Genomic DNA, 18,657 nt, shown 5'->3' on the forward strand with positions numbered 1-18,657 from the left:
TTTAAATATATTTACGGATGCGCTATCCGGAAAAGTTGTTGATGATGATTTGGCAATGTCGCATGTACAATGCTAAAGCATTGCGCTGCGAAACGGGCGAATATCTACATATAATCTCTCCAGGAAGCGTAAATCGGGACGCAGGACCGGATTTTTTGCAAGCTAAAATACAAATGGATGGTATTGCTTGGTTTGGACATATAGAAATACATTGGGATGCTGCAGATTGGTACGCACACGGTCATCAAAGCGATGTAAATTACGATGGCGTTATTTTGCATGTGGTGTGGCAAGGTGATGATGTCATAAAAAGGACCGACGGGACGATTATCCCGAGCTTGCAACTACAAAAGATTGTCGACCCGCAGATTTTACCACATTACCAGCAATTGATGGAATCGTTAACGTGGATTCCTTGCGCTAGTCGTTTACCTCATGTCCCAAATCATATCTCACGCCAAGTATTAGATAGATTGCTTCCCGATCGACTTATGGAGAAAGTGGAAATGGTATTTAAAATGCTGTCGGATTATCAGGGCGACTGGGAGCGGACTGTTCGTGTATGGATGGCTCAGACATTTGGTATGCGCGTAAACAAGCATGCTTTTTTGCGGTTGCTGGAAAGTTTTCCTAATGCATTAATTGATCGTTATAAACATAGAAAAACAAGTTTGGAAGCTTTGTTGTTCGGCCAATCTGGGCTCCTGCCATCTACGCCCACAGATAGCTATACGCAGTGTCTTCGGTCGGAATATAATTATTTAAAGAAGCTTCATCGGTTAACACCGATGGATGCTCAGGAATGGAAATTTTTGAGAATGCGACCGAGTAATTTTCCGACAATTAGAATAGCGCAACTTGCCGCCTTGTTTCATCACACTCCCAATCTTTGTTCGTTGATAGTAGAAGCTGAAAATTTCAAAAACGTTGAAGTGGTATTTTCTAACGTTGAAGTTTCGGATTACTGGACTAATCAAGTTCGTTTTGGAAAAATAGGGAATATAAATAGTAGATTCTTTTCCAAAAATTTTATGTATCACCTTATTATCAATTCTTTCGTAGTAATCGCGTATGCGTATGGTCATTATCATGGAACGGAAGCTTTGCAACATAGAGCCGTCAAATGGTTGGAGAAACTGCCACCTGAAAATAATAATTTGGTTCGGAAATTCTCCAAACACGGGTTGGACGTACTGCATGCTGGCGATACGCAAGCGCTTTTATATTTGCATGCTCGGTATTGTTCCAGCAAACAATGTATGTCTTGCTCGATCGGTTATTTCGTTATGAACAACCGAGGAAATTAAAAACTTAGAATTTTTCCTATTTCTTGGTGGCCATACTGAAACGCTATTTCCGATGCGCTATCTCCTTTAGCGCTAAGAATTTTAATGTCGATCCCATTTTCTAATAACAGAATAATTAGATCAATATTACCGTGTTGCGCAGCGAAATGTAAAGGAGAAAACCCACCTTGCTGTATCACATTCACCTCGGCGCCGCCTTCAATGAGTAATTTCGCGGTCGATGTATGGTTCGCATTCATTGCGGCATGTATAGGATATACATCATATCCATTTTGCGATGGAATGTTTGGATTCGCGTGATTGCGTAAAAGAATGCGAACCGCGGATTCTTTCCCAAAATGACTGGCAATGCCGAGCGTGGAAAAGCCATTAGTAGAAAGTTCGTCTATAACTTTCGGTCTTTGCGCCAGCATTAATTCGAGTTGTTCGTCGTAGCCTAACGCACAAACCTCGTGAACGCTAATGCTCTTTGTGTGCTTAAGTATCGTTTGAATGATCGGAGCCTTTTGATAATAACACGCAAGTAAAAGTGGGGAAACCTCTTGGCTGGTTAAAGTATTCAATAACTCAGGTTGCTTTGCTAGCAGCATTTCCAAGTCTTGTACGTTTCCGGTTTCTATGTATTCTTCCAAAATAAGTGCGCTCATGTTTGAATAATATTACTTTTACGATTTTTTTAAGCTAATTATCAGTTATTACTGAATTGTTTAATAAAACAAGTAAGCTGTTAATTTTATGACAAGGTATAATCGATTGCGTGTTGACAATTTATTATGATTATTATTAAATTTTTTAACTCAAAATGTAGATTCGTAGCTACAAATCGCTTGGGAATCTCGGTGAAGTGAATTTTTTTATCGGAATTGTTATATATTTGTAATGCCCCTCCCAAGGGCATGTTTTTCATAGGTAGATGTAGGGTCGAATTAAAGCTCTTTATTCGACCCTTTTTTTATTTTTGACTTAAATATATGCAAATTTGGTCAAATGAATAGAAAAGTAGTAGTTGCCATTACCGGAGCCAGCGGATCGATTTACGGAAAAATGCTTTTAGAAAGCTTGGTAAAGATCAAAAGTCATGTGAGCGATGTTGGTGTTGTAATGTCCCAAAACGCAAAAGACGTATGGAAGTTCGAACTTGGGGACGAGTCTTTTACGGATTATGATGTGCAATTTTACGATCGTAATGATTTCTTTGCGCCATTTGCTTCAGGATCCGCAGGATACGACACGATGATTATTTGTCCGTGCTCTATGGGAACACTGGGAAGGATAGCGCACGGTGTTTCCAACGACCTAACCACACGTGCTGCTGATGTAATGCTTAAAGAGCGCAGAAAGTTGGTGTTAGTTGCACGAGAAACCCCTTATAATCTGATTCATTTGAATAACATGACCGCCATCACGCAAGCAGGCGGAATTATTTGTCCAGCAAGCCCTTCTTTCTACAGCAAGCCAGATTCTATGGAGGCTTTAGCAAAAACAGTGACCGATCGTGTCCTTAGTTTGGTTGATCTGCCTAGCGACGGATACCAATGGGGTAGTTAGTTTTAATCTATTTATATCGGCGAATAGATAGTATTTTTGTACATTTGTTCTCCAATGATAGCAATGAGAAATCCGACATTGGAAAATACACCTAGCTACGCTTTCATGGCGGTTTGCAATCTTTCAAAACGATTAGCTCATACATTCGAAAAGTTGTTTGTTTCACCTTACAAAATCACGTTAATAAATACATGGCTACTGTTTTAATCAACTCCGCAACGTTGGTATTGCCGGGACATGCGCATCACTTGAAACAAGTGGACGTCTTGCTGGAGAATGGCACTATAAAATCTATTGGTTCGATTTCGCTTCAGGAAAACGAAAATTGGGAAGTGATTGATGCACGCGGGCAATATTTGTCTCCAGGATTTTTCGATTTGAGTGCCAATTTTGGTGAGCCCGGGTTAGAAACCAAGGAAGATTTGCAAACAGGAATGGCTACTGCAGCAGCAGGGGGGTACACCGCGGTGGCGGTACAACCAAATACCAATCCGGCGGTATACACTAGGGCAGAAGTATCTTTGTTAGTAAACGCTAGTAAAGGTGGATTTGTTAAGGTTTTGCCAATTGGTGCAATTAGTAAGAAGCGACAAGGTGAAGAATTGGCCGAGCTCTATGATATGAAATTAGCGGGAGCAGTTGCATTTAGTGATGGTGACAGAAGTATCCAACAAGCAGGATTAATGAGTCGCGCCTTACTGTATGCAAAAGGTTTTGACGGGTTAATTATGGCGTTTGCGCAAGATGAATCTATCGCTGGAGGCAATAAGATGAATGAAGGCGAAGTTAGCACATATCTAGGTATGAAAGGAATTCCAAATCTCGCTGAATCCGTTATGGTTTCGCGCGATTTGAGTTTGGCAGCCTACCACGACGCACGTATCCATTTCTCGGCAATTTCTACAGCGGAAGCTGTCGATTTGATTCGCGAAGCTAAAAAGCAAGGCACGCGCGTGACATGCGATGTAGCGGCGCACCATCTATTGCTTACCGACGAATCCGTTAAAACTTTTGACAGTCAATACAAGGTAAGTCCACCATTGCGTACGCAAAAGGATGTGGATGCTTTGAAAGCTGGTTTGGCAGATGGTACAATCGATGCAATCGTTTCTCAACACACGCCTCACGAAATCGAATTTAAACAAGTAGAATTTCACATTGCTCACGATGGAGTGATCGCTTTACAAACGGTATTACCAACTTTACTAAGCGCCGGTTTTTCTCCAGAGCAAATTGTGAAACATATTGCTATCAATCCGCGTCGAGTCTTAGGCCAAACTATTCCAAAGTTCGAAGAAGGTGAGCAAGCGGATTTGGTCTTATTCGATGCAAACGCGAATTGGACGTTTGATCGTTCAACAAATAAATCAAAAAGTATAAACAGCCCATGGTTTGGACAACAGCTTGTGGGTAAATCGGTGTTGACGGTGGTCAACAATCAATTAGTTAAACAATCATAAAACGAGATTATTATGGACGCTAACGTAAATAAATCCTTACACCACGCCCTGCAGTTCTACGCAACCGTAGAAGAGCAAGATTTTGCTGCCTTGGAAGCAGAATTAACCACCACTTTCGATGCCGAATTACCTTTTATGGAAAAGGTGGCAAAATTAGATGAGGCATTCGACAACCATCCGCGTTTCGAAGAATTACGTGAGTATGTTTTCGATCTATTGATGATCAATTTCTTCTCAGAAGATGTACAAAAGCTCGAAGAAGATTATTTGGATTCGGAAGAATGGGAGGCAATTGAAGAAGAAACGTTAGATCGCGGTAGCGAATTATTGAACGTTTTGCTTTACCTGAAAGAATGCGAAGATGCTGAAGTGGAACCTTCTTTGGATGACTACCTGAAAGAATTTTTGTTGGTAGAGGAAGATGAGTTTCAAGATGAACATCGGATCTACGAGCAGGTAATTAGCAATCAGATTTTGGTAGAAAGCAATTTTGCCGAAATTTCGAAGGTAGCTTCAGGTATCTCTGAGGATGAAGAAATTAAAGATATCTTCTATCCATTGATGTCGTTTTTCGCCGAGCCACAACCTGATCAGCAGGCAATTACTGAATTTTTAGCACAAAGTGATCGCAAATCATTAGATTTGGCTATTTACCAACTTATTATTCAGTTTAATAATTAACACCTTCCTTATGACTACCAATCCAGTTTTACCAAACGATTTGAAGAAAAAGGCCGCAATATTTGGGCTTATTATCGGAGCAGCTATTTTACTTTTTTCGATCGCGTCACTCGTTTTCGGAGCAAATGCAACTGGGCTTTTCACAGCTGCGTTTGTTAGTATAATCTTGGTCTACGTGATCCCGTTAATCATTACCTGTTTTCTTATCGTTAAATTGAGAAGACTGATAGGTGGTTTTTGGAGTTTTCGTACCGCATTAAGTTATATCTATCTGATGTTAGCCGTAGCGGTGGCATTTTCTACGGTAGGCATGCGAGCATTTAGTTATTTTGCTCCTTCACTAGAAGAACGTTCTTTAGATAACATGGCTAATTTGTCTATCGAGTATTTCGAATCTTTAGGTGTACCAGATGAACAAATTGACGCAACAATAGCAGAAATTGACGTGCAACGCGAAGCTTTGTACACGTTTTCTTTGCCAAAACTATTGCAAGCTGTAGCGCTGACATTGATTATGTACTTCATTCTAGCATTAATCTTGGCTGCCATTTTCAAAAAAGAGCAACCGATGTTTGTTGAGGAAAGTGCTTCAGATCCGCATCCGTGGAAAAGCAATGAGGAATCAAATAGCTAAGAGCGCCGTTTGTTTCTATTATTTATATTGATCATATTCGATGTTAAAATCCGAAAATTTGGATATATCGGTGGTTGTACCACTGTACAATGAGGAAGAATCGTTACCGGAACTTACAGCGTGGATTGCACGCGTGATGTTGGCTCACAATTTTTCGTACGAAATCATATTAGTGGACGATGGAAGTACCGACCGATCTTGGAAAACCATTTGCCAGTTAAAAGAAACGGATTCCTGTATTACAGGAATCCGTTTTCGTCGGAATTACGGTAAATCTGCTGCGCTAAATGTTGGTTTCGCTGCCGCCGAAGGTGAAGTTGTGATAACAATGGATGCAGATTTGCAAGATAGTCCGGACGAAATTCCAGAATTATACGATCGCATTGTCAACCAAAATGCTGATTTGGTTTCCGGCTGGAAACAAAAACGCCACGATCCGTTGTCGAAAACGATTCCTACGAAGTTGTTCAATTCTGTAACCAGAAAGATGTCTGGTATAAAGAACTTACATGATTTCAATTGCGGATTGAAAGCATATCGCAAAGATGTAGTAAAAAGCATTGAGGTTTATGGCGAAATGCACCGCTATATTCCAGTCTTAGCGAAGTGGGCAGGGTTTAGCAAGATACAGGAGCAAGTTGTACAGCACTATCCTCGGAAATACGGCAGTACGAAGTTCGGCGCTGGTCGATTTATTAAAGGCTTTTTAGATTTAGCATCCATCTTTTTCGTTGGCAAATTCGCTAAGCGGCCGATGCACTTTTTTGGTCCAATTGGTGTACTCAGCTTTTTAGTTGGGTTTGTCATTACAGCCTATCTAATATTCGATAAATTGGCAAGTATTGCCAATGCTACGCCTTACCGGAACGTTACCGATCAGCCATTATTTTATCTTTCCTTGGTTGCTATTATTCTAGGTACACAGCTATTCCTTACCGGGTTTATTGCGGAGTTAGTTTCTAGAAATGGATCCGATCGCAACAAATACCATATCGAGCAAGTAATCTAGATGTTTTTTTCGATCATCATACCACTTTATAATCGGCCGAACGAAATACATGAACTGTTACTTTCTTTGGTTCAGCAGAATTACACAGATTTTGAAGTGATTATCGTTGAGGATGGTTCACGAATAAAAGCCGAGGATATCGTAAACGCTTTTGTAGATCGATTACAGGTTCGCTATTTCGTCAAGCAAAATGAAGGACAAGGTTTTGCGAGAAACTATGGATTCGAACAGGCGAAAGGAGATTTTTTCATTGTTCTAGATTCTGATGTAATCGTGCCAGCAGATTACTTAACGAACGTCAGAAATGGTCTGCAACAACATAAATGGGACGCTTTCGGAGGTCCAGATTCAGCGCATAACTCGTTTACAACCTTGCAAAAAGCAATTAGCTATTCGATGACGTCACCACTCACGACTGGCGGCATTCGAGGTAATAAAAAACATGTCGGTGTTTTTCATCCGAGAAGTTTTAATATGGGGATTTCTAGGAAAGTCTGGCAGACAACAAATGGATTTAAACTATCGCGGCGTTCTGAAGATATTGAGTTCAGTATCCGCATGATAGCTAGTGGATTCCGCGTTGGATTGATCCCAGAAGCATTTGTATATCATAAGCGTCGATCAACGTTGTCGCAGTTTTTTTCGCAAACGTATCAGTTCGGAAAAGGACGTATCGATATTTATCAACTTTATCCAAAGGAGTTGAAGTGGGTGCACGCGTTGCCAGCCATTTTTCTAATTGGGTTAGGCATTGTTGGCATGTTGACCATATTCAATTTATTGACATACGGTGGTGTTTATTTTTTCGTCGCGCTGGCGAACGTTGCTTACTTTATTTTAGCAGTGTACACAACGGCATTATTTGCCGACGCATTACGAACCACTAAAAATATCGGGGTATCGCTGAAAGCGGTGGCTGCTGGCTACGTACAACTAATAGCGTACGGCGCAGGATTTATCCAGCAATACATGGACAAAATTTGGTTCAAGAAATAAGTAAGTCGACTGTTCGCTGAAAAACATATTAAATTGTAACTACTATGGCATCATCGCTCACGAATCAACTAAGCAAATTAGAAGATTTATTGAAAGGTTTCGGTTATCGCGTTCGATATGAGAAGGGCAACTTTCGTACTGGGGCATGTATTTTGCAAACATCCAAGGTGGTAGTGGTCAACAAATTTGCAAATGTGGAGGTAAAGATACAGTCGCTCCTAGATCTATTGCTTACCTTGGAACTCGACGTCGAATTGTTAAACGAACAACAGCAAGACTATTACCAACAAATTCAGGAAAAGGAGATGTCCAATTGATAGTTACTTTCCTAGGCACCGGAACCTCGCAAGGCGTACCTATGATTGGGTGCAACTGTTATGTATGTAGCTCTACCGATGCGAAAGACAAGCGCTTGCGTTCTTCTATTTTGTTGTCTATTGACGGGAAACAAATTGTGGTGGATACCGGTCCGGACTTCAGAACGCAAATGTTACGTGAAAATGTAACGCGTTTGGATGCCGTATTGATGACACATTCACATAAAGACCACATCGCGGGTTTAGATGACGTTCGCGCATTCAACTATCTGCAACAGGAATCTATTCCCATCTACGGCACAAAGGAAACGCATGACGCGCTTAAGCGTGAGTTTTATTATGCTTTCTCGGATTATCGTTATCCCGGAGTTCCGCAGTTAGAGTTAGAAGAGATTTATCCTACAAAACCTTTTAATCTAAAGGGTTCGGAAATAATACCGATTGAGGTATTGCATTACCGCATGCCCGTTTTAGGTTTTAGAATGGGTTCGTTCGCCTATGTAACGGATGCTAAAACTATTTCCGAAGAATCGTTTGCATTATTGGATGGAGTAGAAGTTTTGGTTCTAAATGCGCTACAAAGGGAGCCGCATATATCTCACCTCACATTACAGGAAGCCCTACACGTGGTGGATCGATTAAAACCCAAACGAGCTTATTTTACGCACGTAAGCCATCGTTTTGGGCGCCATGATGAGATACAGCAAGAACTTCCGCCGCATGTATCAATGGCCTACGATGGCTTACAGATAGAATGCTAATGTATTCTTATTTCCTTTATTAATTCAGTACAACAGTAGGTGAAGAGGTGTTTTCGACCTCATCATGTTGCGCTAACATGGTTTTAGACGCCGCCAATTTTGTTTTCATAATCGTACTACTTGCCATGTAGTTTTTGTTGTTGGCGTAAATGTATAACATTGATCCACCCTTAATCGTATTAATCACCGCCGTGTTCAGTTCGCGTGGTAAAGCAGGGCAACCATACGAACGACCTAATCTTCCCATGCTTTTGACCAAGTTAACATTGCAATAATCGGCGCCGTGCATAACCACAGCGCGTGCACGAGCTTGGTCATTAATACCTTTTTCTAAACCATCTAAACGTAACGAGTACCCATTTCCACCTTGGTAAGTTTCAGCAGTTAAGTAAAAACCCAAGGAGCTTTGATAAGATCCATGTTTGTTGGAAAAGTTCGTGGCATAATTATCTCCACTATTACGTCCATGGGCGACAACGGTGTGATATAGTAATTTTTTATGCTTCAAATCCAATACATACATCCGCTTTTCCGTAGATGGTAACGTAAAGTCGATCACGGTAAGTATATCTTTGCGCTTCGCTTTATCGAAAGCTTCCGCTCCATACATAGCTTCTTCAAAAGCAACATAACTCAAAATACTATCTACATGTAAGCTGTCGTACAACGCACGAATATGATCGAACGGCGCAGGTTTCTCGACATCTATTACTGTTAAAATTTTAGTATTTTGATCGATTGATCGGTTTTTAAAACTGGCAAATGCTACAAACATTAATCCCACACACAGCATAACTCCAAAAAAAATCTTCCTCATAATCCCAACATCCTCTTTTTTGTGAATGAGCAAATTTAGTAATAAAGAAGTTACCATTGTGTTAAATACTGTCAAATGAGGTATTTGCCGCAAATGCTAAATGCGGTTTACTCCCTACGAGAAATAAGCTAGATTGGTCGAGCTTTGGCTTAAACACGTATTTTCGACTTATGTAAACAAAAATAGGCTGACTCCGAAACGAAGTCAGCCTAATGGTTTATAAGATCGGTTAAAAGATGCTTTTATTATTCAATCACGATAATCAGTGAGGATAATGTTTTTGTCCAGTCATATACAAATTTTGCGTGAGATGAGGCATTGCGGACGCACATGTGTGAGCGTGGAATTGTTCCTAACGACCAACTATATTCGACAATGCTTCCTTTCGGATTGTTTACAGGAACGCCATGAATGTAACCACCATTGCTAAACCGTGACGCATAAGGCGCAAAACCTTGAATGCTCGATGTTCCATCTTTTAAAAACATCATCTTCGCTTTCTTTTCTTGCACAACGTACACACCTAAAGGAGTTTCGGTAGAGAATGGTGGCTTGTGCATGCCACTCGTTGCTGGATTCATACTTAACACCTTCCAAGCTCCTTTATCCGTCTTTTCAAACGTCGCAATATTTTGGTTGGTCACATCTACCACCGCTACGCGATCGAAAATGACTGTGTCGCCTAAAGCTTTCACATAACGCTTTGGCACATCAAATTCTCCGGACAACGATATTCCTTCGATCGACATCATATCCGTTGTGTCATTACTTGTAATGATCACCAAATGTCCATCGCGGCCATAAATAACTGGCGCATCATGTTCATCGATCGCATATAGCGGAATGCCTTGCCAACGCTCAGTTCCCAAGGTATCGGCTACACGTTTATACGCATTACGCTTCCAGTTTTTTACGAGTGGAGCTTCTTTGTTTTTATTCTTGTGATTCTGTAACACACCGTATTTGTGCGGCATACGCTGAAAATTTTCCACGTCAGCCAATCTTTCTTTTATCTTCTCCCATTGAAAAACACGCGTAGTGTCCTCATAGGCGTAGGAATCCTCAAGTGTGTGCTTGTCATACTGTAGATCTTTAGATAGTGTAATATCAGCCGCGGTTAGCGGTTTCTTCCTGACTTCTTCCGCCTCTGCTTCGACTCTCGCCAAAGAGTCTGCAGATCTTTTTTCAGCCTCGGAAATATTCTTCTCTTCCGGTGTGTTGTTTTGGCAAGATGTTAGCGTATAGCCGAGTGCAAACGATAAGATGATTAGTTGGATTTGGTAAAAAGGTCTTTTCATATATTATACGTGGAAATTACACTAAATGATAGCATTGTGCTGTTATTAAAACAAAAAGCCGACCAAATATCTACGTGATAACGTATATTATCCAAGAAATGAAATTAAACCGATTGGTGCGATATTTAAAATCGATAATTATTATGTTATAAAATGAATGTAATTCGCTTAATATTAGTTTTTTGTGAAATTAAGCTAAGTGTTAACTATACACACTTATCATGTTAACGCATCGTTAATTTCTGTGATTTTACACAATAAATCCAGATATTCGGGGTTATAGTATTGAATTGTAATAAAAACGTTACCTCCAAAACAAATATATGCCAGATATAAAAATGAAATGGTTTAGGCCACAATTGTTCGTCGCGTGCTTGTGCGCGATTGCCGTATTAGATAGCTGTAGTCAAGGCGAATCTAAAGAGAAAGAAAATTCGGAAAAAGCTCTAGCTTTACCCGTACATGTCGTGGAAAGAACTGATGCAGTAACTGTAAAAAATTACTTGGGAACTATTGAGGGTAAAGTAAACGTAGAAGTGCGCTCTCAAGTGGAAGGTTTGTTGAAAGAGATTTATGTGGACGAAGGCGCTTATGTACAGAAAGGACAGAAATTGTTTCGCATTGATCCATCTGCTTATCAAGAAACGCTAAATAACATGATCGCTACCGCTGAAGTGGCAAAGGCGCAATTGAAAAATGCACAATTAGAAGTAGATCGTTTGAAGCCATTGGTCGATAATGACGTAATTTCTGATGTGCGATTGTCTGCTGCGCGTTCGGATTATGAGGTAGCACAAGCAACTTTAGAGCAAGCGCAAGCTGCCGTTCGTAGTGCGCAGATCAATAAGGATTTCACGTTGATTACCGCTCCGGTAAGTGGTTACATAGGTCGTATTCCTAATCGTGTCGGTAACTTGGTCACTAAAGGCGACGGCGAACCGTTAACTTTTTTATCAGATATCCAAGAGGTGTATGTCTACTTCGCGATGAACGAATCTGATTTCTTGTATTTTTCTAAGGCACAAGCGAAAAAAGATAGCATTGCTGGCCGCGTTTATGACCGTAATAATAAGTTGACCTTCCCGAAAGTTACGCTGATGCTTGCAGACGGAGAGGAATACCCGATTAAAGGTGTGGTAGATGCCGTTAATGGACAGGTAGATCGTAGCACTGGAGCGATCTCCTTGCGTGCAACATTCGCCAACAGAGATAACATCTTACGTTCTGGAAGTAGCGGTACCTTAAAGATTACCGAAGTGAAAGAAGCAGTGATTCAAGTGCCTCAATTGGCTACCAACGAATTACAAGATAGAACTTTCGTATACATGGTGGATAACTCCAACCAAGTGCAGCGTAGAAACGTGGTAGTGAGCGGCAAAAGTGCAGACAACTACATCATTTCTGAAGGTTTAAAGGAAGGGGATCGTGTTGTAATGAGTGGGTTTGACAAGCTTACGGACGGATCAACCATCATTCCAATCAAGAAATAGCGATCGATATTTTTTGTATCAAGCTGTTTCTATTCTTTCAATCTAAAATCAAAATATGCTAAAAGTATTTGTCGAACGTCCAGTGTTGGCCACGGTGGTATCCATCGTGTTGGTCATCTTGGGATTAGTAGGAATGAAATTACTTCCCGTAACCCGTTTCCCGGAGATCGCGCCACCTAGCGTTGTGGTAACGTTAACGTATCCGGGTGCTGATGCGGAAACCGTTGCTAAAAGCGTTTTGCTTCCTATAGAGGAAGCGATCAATGGGGTCGAAGATATGACCTATATGCGTTCCAACGCCTCGAATTCCGGCGCTGGAACAGTTACCGTATTTTTTAAAACAGGAACGAATCCGGATGTAGCTTCAGTAAACGTGCAGACACGTATATCGCGAGCAATCAGCCAAATTCCGGCAGAAGTAAATGAGGCCGGAATTACTACGATGCCCCGGCAAAGCGGTGTCATCATGACGATTAACTTGTATTCGGATCACCGCGATACCGTTTACGACGAAACATTCTTGCAAGCTTACGCGCAGATTAATTTGATGCGCCCATTACTTCGTGTAGATGGCGTGGCACAGGTGGCGCGTTTAGGTGCAAGGGATTATGCAATGCGCCTTTGGTTGAATCCAGAAAAGTTAGCCTTGTATAATTTGGTTCCTCAAGATGTGATGAAAACTATCGGTGATCAGAACTTCGAGATGGCACCTGGAAAGTTTGGCGAAACGTCAGAAGAGGTTTTTGAAACAGTTATTCGACATAAAGGTCGATTCACGCATCCAGAACAGTTCCAAAATATGGTTGTTAAAACCAATACCGATGGTTCTGTACTTTACTTAAGAGATGTTGCCAGGATCGAGTTCGGTGCCACCAACTTAAACTCCGATAATAAAGTAAACGGAAATCCGGGCTTAACACTCAACTTGACTCAAACCAGTGGTTCGAATGCGCACGATATTGACGTGGAAGTGCGCAAAGTATTGGAAGAGCAAGCTCGTTCGTTCCCAAATGGTATTAAATACGAAATTACCTATTCCGTTCGCGAACAGATTGACGAATCTATCAGTCAAGTGCAACATACTTTGTTTGAAGCCTTTCTTTTGGTATTCATTATCGTATTTATCTTTTTGCAAGATTTGAGATCAACTTTGATTCCAGCTATCGCAATCCCTGTGTCACTCGTAGGTACGTTTTTCTTCCTGCAAATGTTCGGTTTCTCGCTAAACGTATTGACAATGTTTGCGTTAGTGCTTGCCATCGGTATCGTGGTAGATGATGCGATTGTCGTGGTGGAGGCAATACACCATAAAATGCACAGCACAGGTTTGAAACCGAAAGCTGCGACCATCCGGACGATGTCCGAGATTACCAGCGCCATTCTTTCCATTACCATGGTTATGGCAGCGGTATTTTTGCCAGTCGGATTTATGGAAGGTCCGGCCGGGATTTTCTATCGACAGTTCGCGTACACCTTAGCAACAGCGATTTTAATTTCCGCATTAAATGCCTTGACATTGAGCCCTGCATTGTGTGCATTGTTGCTGAAAGCACCTCCCGCGCATGGGCTGGATGGACATTCGGAAGATACACAAAAAGTCGGAGAAGCTGAGAAAAAGAAAAATAAGTTTGCCTACTACCGTGATCGTTTCTTTATCGCTTTCAACGCTGCGTTTGATCGTTTTACAGACAAGTACATCGTTGCTGTTAAGTTTTTAATCAACAACAAAAAGGTCGCATGGGCAGGATTGGCGTTGATTAGCGCGTTGGGCCTATTTTTATTATCACGTTCACCGAAAAGTTTTATTCCGACGGAAGATGATGGGTTTATTACTTACAATCTAGCCATGCCTCCGGGTGCTTCCCTAGCACGTACTACAGAAGTGCTGCGTCGTGCGGATAGTATTTTACGTCAGCGTGAGGATGTTTACGGGATGACTACCGTTTCCGGTTTCAATGCTTTGGACGGAAGTGCCAGTCCAGCGTTCGCAGCCGGATACATTAATATGTTTCCTCATGCAGAACGTAATGGAGTGAAGAGCATCGAATCTTTTATGGACACGGTTCGTAAAGATCTTTCCCAAATCCATGAAGCAAACTTTACCGTTTTTGCTCGACCGACGGTGCAAGGTTTTGGTGATTTCGCCGGTATAGAAATGGTATTGCAAGATAGGATGGGAGGTGATATTCGCGATTTTAATATGATCGCCGATACATTCATTAATAAGCTAAATACGCTCCCGGAAATCGATAATGCTTACACCACCTTCAAATCAAACTTCCCGCAATATGAAGTAGATATCGATGTAGTGAAAGCAAAAAGTTTGGGTGTAGATGTGCGCGAGCTGATGTCAACCATACGTTCATATTATGCGCGTGTGCAAGCGGGAGATTTTAGTCGATTCGGAAGACAATATCGTGTGTACATTCAATCGGATTTCGATTTTAGAAAGGATCCAGAATCCTTCAATTCTATTTTTGTAAGAAATAAAGCTGGAGAGATGGTGCCGATTAATACTTTGATTAATCTGGACAAAACCGTTGGGCCAGAAACGATTACCAGATATAACTTATACAACGCTATTGCAGTAAATGCGACGCCCGCGCCTGGATATAGTTCCGGCGATGTAATGGAAGCGATCGAACAACTTGCGGATGCTGAGTTGCCCGGAAATTACGGCTACGAGTGGACGGGTATGAGTTACGAAGAAAGTCAATCCGGTTCGCAGATGATTTTGATTTTCATTCTGAGTATTCTCTTCGTGTATTTCCTGCTATCCGCACAATATGAAAGCTACATTTTACCCTTTGCGGTGCTTCTTTCCATTCCGGTTGGTCTAGTTGGTGTTTACGCCACGATCGGTTTGGTTGGCTTGCAAAACAATATTTATGTGCAGGTAGGTTTGATTATGTTGATCGGACTTTTGGCTAAGAACGCGATTTTAATTATTGAGTTTGCCGTGCAAGAAAGAGATAAAGGATTGACCATTGTGGACGCCGCTATTATGGGAGCTCGCTTGCGTTTACGTCCTATTTTAATGACGAGTTTGGCATTCGTGGCCGGTTTAGTGCCATTGATGTGGTCTGTAGGTCCGTCTGCAATTGGTAACCATTCCATTAGTTTTAGTGCAGCAGGTGGAATGCTTTCGGGTGTTATATTCGGTATTTTCATTATCCCGATGTTATTTATCGTTTTCAAAACATTGGACGAAAAAGTGCGTGACAAATTTAAAGATGAGGAGGAGGTAGCATAATATGAGAAACAATATAATTTTTGGATTATTTGGACTCGCTTTGTGCATCTTGTTTGGTGTGCAAAGCTGTAAAGTCGGAAAGAAATATACGCAACCTGATTTGGATCTTCCCGAAACATATCGTGGCGATACGATTGCATATTTTGCAGATACGATTAGTATTGGTCGTATTGATTGGCGCACATTTTTTCAAGATCCTATATTAAAGGACTTAATTGATTCCGCGCTGGTTAATAATAATGATATGCGAACTGCGATATTAAATATTGATATTGCCGATCAGCAGGTTCGACAAAACCGCGCGAACTTTTTACCATCGGTAGAAGCTGGCGTGGCGAATGCTAGCAGGCAATGGGTATCTCGAGATTACATTTCAGCACCGCCATCGAAATACTATGGTAACGGACAGCGTGAGCAACCGGAAAATATGTATCTGTTGAACTCATTTTTCGGAACAGATGTTACATTTAGTTGGGAACTAGATATTTGGGGCAAAATCCGAAATCGCCAAGATATGGTGGTCGCAGATTATCTTGAAACGCATGAAGCACGTAAGGCTGTGCAAACGAATTTGATTGCGCGTGTTGCGAGTGGATATTTCAATTTGTTGATGTTAGATGCAAAGATTGAAGTAGCCAAGCGAAATGTACAATTGAATGATAGCACATTGCAGATCATCAAATTGCAGTACGAAGCAGGTGAAATTACTGCATTAGCGATTCAGCAAACAGAATCTCAAAGATTGTTGGCGGCATCGTTGGTTCCGGAACTCGAACAGGAAATCGCTTTGCAAGAAAACGCACTTCGTGTTTTGATAGGCGAAATGCCTGCTGAAATCAACCGAGGAACAAGCTTCGATAATTTATTGGATGATGCGACCGATGTTTCTTTAGGTTCTCCACTGGAGATTATTCGTAATCGCCCAGATATTCGACAAGCGGAATTAAGCTTAATTGCAGCAAATGCGAACATGAATGTGCAACAAGCGATGCGTTATCCATCCCTAACATTAGGTGGGCGCTTTGGTGTAAATGCAGCGCTTCCAAAGAACTGGTTCAATATTCCCGGCGCGTTGCTAGGACAGATTGGCGGAGATTTGACAGCACCGATCTTCCAAAATAGACGTTTGAAAACAGAGTATGAGGTAGCCAGGCTGGAGCGTGAACAAGCTGAGATTGGCTTGCAACAAACCGTATTGGAGGCGGTTGGCGAAGTTTCTGATGCAGTGATAACCGTGGGTAAACAGCGAGAGCAACTGGAATTTGCGAAGCAACGTGTAAGTAATTCGCAATTGGCCGTTCGCAATGCTGGTTTGCTTTTCAAAGGAGGGTATGCTTCTTATTTGGAGGTAATCACCGCCCAAAGCAGCGCTTTGGACAGTGATTTGGCTTTGGTGGAATTGCGTCAGCAATACCTAGCTTCCTATATCGATTTATACCGCTCCTTGGGCGGCGGTTGGCGATAGCCAAAATTATTTTTTCTTAACAGAAACTTTCGATGTTGACATTTTCCAGCCAGCTGCTTCGGCAATTTTGGTTGGAATGTCAACATTGTCCATTTTTCGGCTGAATAGATTGGCGCCTGCGCCAATAGCATAAATTGGAATGTACGCTGCAGAGTGATTGCCGGAAGCCCAAGAAATGCTGGAAGCACGATTTAGGGATTTAACGGCTAAGGCTGCAATGCGATCGTCAATAGCATACAAACTTTTTTCCGTTTCGTTTTTGTGTTGAACGAAGCTTCGTTGATAAGCTTCTTTGATGTCGCTTTCCTCGTGTTCAGTCGGTTTAATCTCATTCCAAAGTCCGATATTTTCCTGAAGTACCTGTTTTACTTGGTCCCATGAAGCGTTTGGCGAAGCTTTGCGTAAGTCGGAAATCTTTTGACTTAACGCTCCCTGAGAAATTTTTTGATGCTGAATATTACCTAATCGAAGGGTTGAACTACCATTCCCTAAAACCATTCCGCCTGTTTCGTGATCGGCTGTAACAATGATTAGTGTTTCCTCTGGATGTTGTTTGTAGAACTGAAATGCTTCTGCCACTGCGGCATCAAAATCGCATGTTTCTTGAATTGCTGTAGCGCCGTCGTTACTATGGCAAGCCCAATCGATCTTTCCGCCTTCAACCATTAAGAAAAATCCATTATCATTATCTTTCTGCAAAGTTTGGATGGCTGATGCCGTGATTTGTTGTAATGTTAATTCTTCTGGTTTGCGATCAATGGCGTACGTTAAGGATTCGTTGGATGCTCCTTTGTCGGCCATCAAAATGATTTTGGTCGCTGATTTTGCTTTGGTATTATAATCATTTAATCCATATGCTAATGTATATCCAGCTTTCTCAAATTGTGGAAATAACGACGGTGCATCTTCCTTTTTATGATTCTTTTCTGGACTCAAAAAGCCGGCTCCTGCGAAGAAATCGAATCCAGATTTTACCAAATCTTGTCCAATTTCGTAGTACATCCCGCGATCCGGTTGCGTAGCGTAAAATGCCGCCGGCGTTGCATGATCGATACTTACGCTGGTCGTAACGCCGACCTTCATGCCACTTTCTTTCGCGAAATAAGCAATGCTTTTGTAGGTTTCGTTTCTACTAGAATCCATACCGATCACGCCATTTTTTGTTTTCTTACCAACAGAAAGAGCAGTTCCTGCTGCTGCCGAATCTGTCACACCGTGCGATAAAGAAAAGGATGTCGCAAATGTTGCAAATGGAAACTGGGTGAACGTTAAGGGAAATACGGTATTTCGGCTCTCAATTGCGGCCGCATAGCTTTCTGCAATATGGACTTGGTTTAATCCCATACCGTCGCCAATCATATAAAAAATATATTTCGGTCTGTTTTGAGCAAAGGACGCGCTTGCTAGGAATACAAATAAAAATAGAAGATAAATTGAATGTTTTTTCATGTTCTCGGATTTTTCTGCAAAGATATGAGCTGAATATTAAGGCTATATTATCAAATAAGCAGATAGGTATGTTTTTGGGGTTGAGTGAAGTTGATGGGGTTGAGTGAAGTTAATATTTGTTAATAGGTTTATAAACTTAGTAAACACAGTTATCGCGAACCCCAGGCGCGAG

The 18,657-nt window shown here is 41.4% G+C and carries 16 protein-coding genes; 12 read left to right on the forward strand and 4 right to left on the reverse strand.

Annotated elements, in window-relative coordinates; genetic code table 11:
• Positions 1–17: 17 nt before the first annotated feature.
• Positions 18–1,307, forward strand: a complete 1,290-nt coding sequence (locus tag ACFSQ3_RS08080) for a DUF2851 family protein (RefSeq protein ID WP_380869032.1) — start codon at positions 18–20, stop codon at positions 1,305–1,307.
• Here the strand turns inward: ACFSQ3_RS08080 and ACFSQ3_RS08085 are convergent.
• Positions 1,304–1,954: an ankyrin repeat domain-containing protein gene (locus tag ACFSQ3_RS08085; RefSeq protein ID WP_380869033.1), complete on the reverse strand. Its 651-nt coding sequence runs from the start codon at positions 1,952–1,954 to the stop codon at positions 1,304–1,306. The two genes, ACFSQ3_RS08080 and ACFSQ3_RS08085, sit on opposite strands and share 4 nt — an antisense overlap.
• A 340-nt stretch (positions 1,955–2,294) precedes the next feature.
• On the opposite strand from ACFSQ3_RS08085, the gene ACFSQ3_RS08090 reads away from it, so the two are divergent.
• From ACFSQ3_RS08090 to ACFSQ3_RS08125, 8 genes are all read left to right on the forward strand, one after another.
• Entirely contained in the window at positions 2,295–2,855 is a 561-nt protein-coding gene (locus ACFSQ3_RS08090; RefSeq protein ID WP_380869034.1) for a UbiX family flavin prenyltransferase, read from the forward strand.
• A 191-nt stretch (positions 2,856–3,046) separates the two neighbouring features.
• A complete protein-coding gene (locus ACFSQ3_RS08095; protein ID WP_380869035.1) occupies positions 3,047–4,315 on the forward strand; it encodes a dihydroorotase in 1,269 nt (422 codons plus the stop codon).
• A 12-nt stretch (positions 4,316–4,327) separates the two neighbouring features.
• Entirely contained in the window at positions 4,328–4,996 is a 669-nt protein-coding gene (locus ACFSQ3_RS08100; protein ID WP_380869036.1) for a hypothetical protein, read from the forward strand.
• Between the two features lie 10 nt (positions 4,997–5,006).
• Complete coding sequence (locus ACFSQ3_RS08105) at positions 5,007–5,630, forward strand: DUF4199 domain-containing protein (protein ID WP_380869037.1); 624 nt, start codon at positions 5,007–5,009, stop codon at positions 5,628–5,630.
• Between the two features lie 58 nt (positions 5,631–5,688).
• A complete protein-coding gene (locus ACFSQ3_RS08110; protein WP_380870030.1) occupies positions 5,689–6,639 on the forward strand; it encodes a glycosyltransferase family 2 protein in 951 nt (316 codons plus the stop codon).
• On the forward strand, positions 6,640–7,635 hold the full coding sequence (locus ACFSQ3_RS08115; RefSeq protein WP_380869038.1) for a glycosyltransferase: 996 nt from the start codon (positions 6,640–6,642) through the stop codon (positions 7,633–7,635).
• 44 nt (positions 7,636–7,679) lie between these two features.
• Positions 7,680–7,952 carry a hypothetical protein gene (locus ACFSQ3_RS08120; protein WP_380869039.1) on the forward strand — a complete coding sequence of 91 codons (273 nt, stop codon included), beginning with the start codon at positions 7,680–7,682 and terminating at the stop codon, positions 7,950–7,952.
• The gene (locus ACFSQ3_RS08125; protein ID WP_380869040.1) at positions 7,949–8,713 is read left to right on the forward strand and encodes an MBL fold metallo-hydrolase; all 765 of its coding nucleotides are present in this window, start codon (positions 7,949–7,951) and stop codon (positions 8,711–8,713) included. The genes ACFSQ3_RS08120 and ACFSQ3_RS08125 overlap by 4 nt, the downstream gene beginning before the upstream one ends.
• A gap of 19 nt (positions 8,714–8,732) precedes the next feature.
• On the opposite strand, the gene ACFSQ3_RS08130 is transcribed toward ACFSQ3_RS08125, so the two are convergent.
• On the reverse strand, positions 8,733–9,530 hold the full coding sequence (locus ACFSQ3_RS08130) for a murein L,D-transpeptidase catalytic domain family protein (RefSeq protein WP_380869041.1): 798 nt from the start codon (positions 9,528–9,530) through the stop codon (positions 8,733–8,735).
• Between the two features lie 245 nt (positions 9,531–9,775).
• Positions 9,776–10,828 carry a L,D-transpeptidase gene (locus ACFSQ3_RS08135; protein WP_380869042.1) on the reverse strand — a complete coding sequence of 351 codons (1,053 nt, stop codon included), beginning with the start codon at positions 10,826–10,828 and terminating at the stop codon, positions 9,776–9,778.
• A gap of 323 nt (positions 10,829–11,151) precedes the next feature.
• On the opposite strand from ACFSQ3_RS08135, the gene ACFSQ3_RS08140 reads away from it, so the two are divergent.
• The 3 genes from ACFSQ3_RS08140 to ACFSQ3_RS08150 are packed head-to-tail and all read left to right on the forward strand — an operon-like array spanning position 11,152 to position 17,036.
• Positions 11,152–12,318, forward strand: coding sequence for an efflux RND transporter periplasmic adaptor subunit (locus tag ACFSQ3_RS08140; protein ID WP_380869043.1), 1,167 nt, complete (start codon positions 11,152–11,154; stop codon positions 12,316–12,318).
• A 55-nt stretch (positions 12,319–12,373) separates the two neighbouring features.
• Positions 12,374–15,571 (forward strand): efflux RND transporter permease subunit, encoded by a 3,198-nt coding sequence (locus tag ACFSQ3_RS08145; protein ID WP_380869044.1) that lies wholly within the window; start codon positions 12,374–12,376, stop codon positions 15,569–15,571.
• A 1-nt stretch (position 15,572) separates the two neighbouring features.
• Positions 15,573–17,036, forward strand: coding sequence for an efflux transporter outer membrane subunit (locus ACFSQ3_RS08150; RefSeq protein WP_380869045.1), 1,464 nt, complete (start codon positions 15,573–15,575; stop codon positions 17,034–17,036).
• A gap of 6 nt (positions 17,037–17,042) precedes the next feature.
• On the opposite strand, the gene ACFSQ3_RS08155 is transcribed toward ACFSQ3_RS08150, so the two are convergent.
• Entirely contained in the window at positions 17,043–18,485 is a 1,443-nt protein-coding gene (locus tag ACFSQ3_RS08155; RefSeq protein WP_380869046.1) for an alkaline phosphatase, read from the reverse strand.
• Between the last annotated feature and the right edge of the window lie 172 nt (positions 18,486–18,657).

Origin of the sequence: Sphingobacterium corticis, from assembly GCF_042684745.1 — a bacterium.
In the GTDB taxonomy this organism is placed as follows: domain Bacteria; phylum Bacteroidota; class Bacteroidia; order Sphingobacteriales; family Sphingobacteriaceae; genus Sphingobacterium; species Sphingobacterium corticis.

Excerpts from the sequence above, each read along its gene's own strand:
- ACFSQ3_RS08120 (WP_380869039.1), top strand. The coding sequence starts at position 7,680 with ATGGCATCATCGCTCACGAATCAACTAAGCAAATTAGAAGATTTATTG.
- ACFSQ3_RS08080 (WP_380869032.1), top strand. The coding sequence starts at position 18 with ATGCGCTATCCGGAAAAGTTGTTGATGATGATTTGGCAATGTCGCATG.
- ACFSQ3_RS08090 (WP_380869034.1), top strand. The coding sequence starts at position 2,295 with ATGAATAGAAAAGTAGTAGTTGCCATTACCGGAGCCAGCGGATCGATT.
- ACFSQ3_RS08115 (WP_380869038.1), top strand. The coding sequence starts at position 6,640 with ATGTTTTTTTCGATCATCATACCACTTTATAATCGGCCGAACGAAATA.
- ACFSQ3_RS08085 (WP_380869033.1), bottom strand. The coding sequence starts at position 1,954 with ATGAGCGCACTTATTTTGGAAGAATACATAGAAACCGGAAACGTACAA.
- ACFSQ3_RS08150 (WP_380869045.1), top strand. The coding sequence starts at position 15,573 with ATGAGAAACAATATAATTTTTGGATTATTTGGACTCGCTTTGTGCATC.
- ACFSQ3_RS08145 (WP_380869044.1), top strand. The coding sequence starts at position 12,374 with ATGCTAAAAGTATTTGTCGAACGTCCAGTGTTGGCCACGGTGGTATCC.
- ACFSQ3_RS08095 (WP_380869035.1), top strand. The coding sequence starts at position 3,047 with ATGGCTACTGTTTTAATCAACTCCGCAACGTTGGTATTGCCGGGACAT.
- ACFSQ3_RS08130 (WP_380869041.1), bottom strand. The coding sequence starts at position 9,530 with ATGAGGAAGATTTTTTTTGGAGTTATGCTGTGTGTGGGATTAATGTTT.
- ACFSQ3_RS08105 (WP_380869037.1), top strand. The coding sequence starts at position 5,007 with ATGACTACCAATCCAGTTTTACCAAACGATTTGAAGAAAAAGGCCGCA.
- ACFSQ3_RS08155 (WP_380869046.1), bottom strand. The coding sequence starts at position 18,485 with ATGAAAAAACATTCAATTTATCTTCTATTTTTATTTGTATTCCTAGCA.
- ACFSQ3_RS08140 (WP_380869043.1), top strand. The coding sequence starts at position 11,152 with ATGCCAGATATAAAAATGAAATGGTTTAGGCCACAATTGTTCGTCGCG.
- ACFSQ3_RS08100 (WP_380869036.1), top strand. The coding sequence starts at position 4,328 with ATGGACGCTAACGTAAATAAATCCTTACACCACGCCCTGCAGTTCTAC.
- ACFSQ3_RS08135 (WP_380869042.1), bottom strand. The coding sequence starts at position 10,828 with ATGAAAAGACCTTTTTACCAAATCCAACTAATCATCTTATCGTTTGCA.